At 39.2% G+C, this 232-nt stretch carries 1 protein-coding gene; it reads right to left on the bottom strand.

Features of this window, described 5'->3' with window-relative positions:
* Positions 1-232 (bottom strand): hypothetical protein (locus FILTAD_RS15870; protein WP_160117630.1); only part of this gene is annotated, 232 nt, incomplete at both ends.

Below are 232 nucleotides of genomic sequence, written 5' to 3'. Positions count from 1 at the left end.
GCCTTTTTCTACTGATACAATTGCCGCATCTTCAACAGCGTATGTTGCATCTGCTGTTACGTCTGCTTCTGTAGATTTATCTTCAATCGTTGTTGTTTCGGTTACTTTTACTGATGCTGTTTTACCTTTTTCTATGGAGACCGTTTTTTGGTCAACTGAAAGTGTAACTTCAGCTTTTGGTGCTTCCACAGGATCCGTTACAGTAACGTTTACACTTACTGTATTATCTCCA

Origin of the sequence: Filibacter tadaridae, from assembly GCF_900609045.1 — a bacterium.
GTDB classification, from domain to species: domain Bacteria; phylum Bacillota; class Bacilli; order Bacillales_A; family Planococcaceae; genus Sporosarcina; species Sporosarcina tadaridae.
The sequence above is the reverse complement of the archived record's forward strand: the minus strand, read 5'-3'. Positions and strand labels throughout refer to the sequence as shown.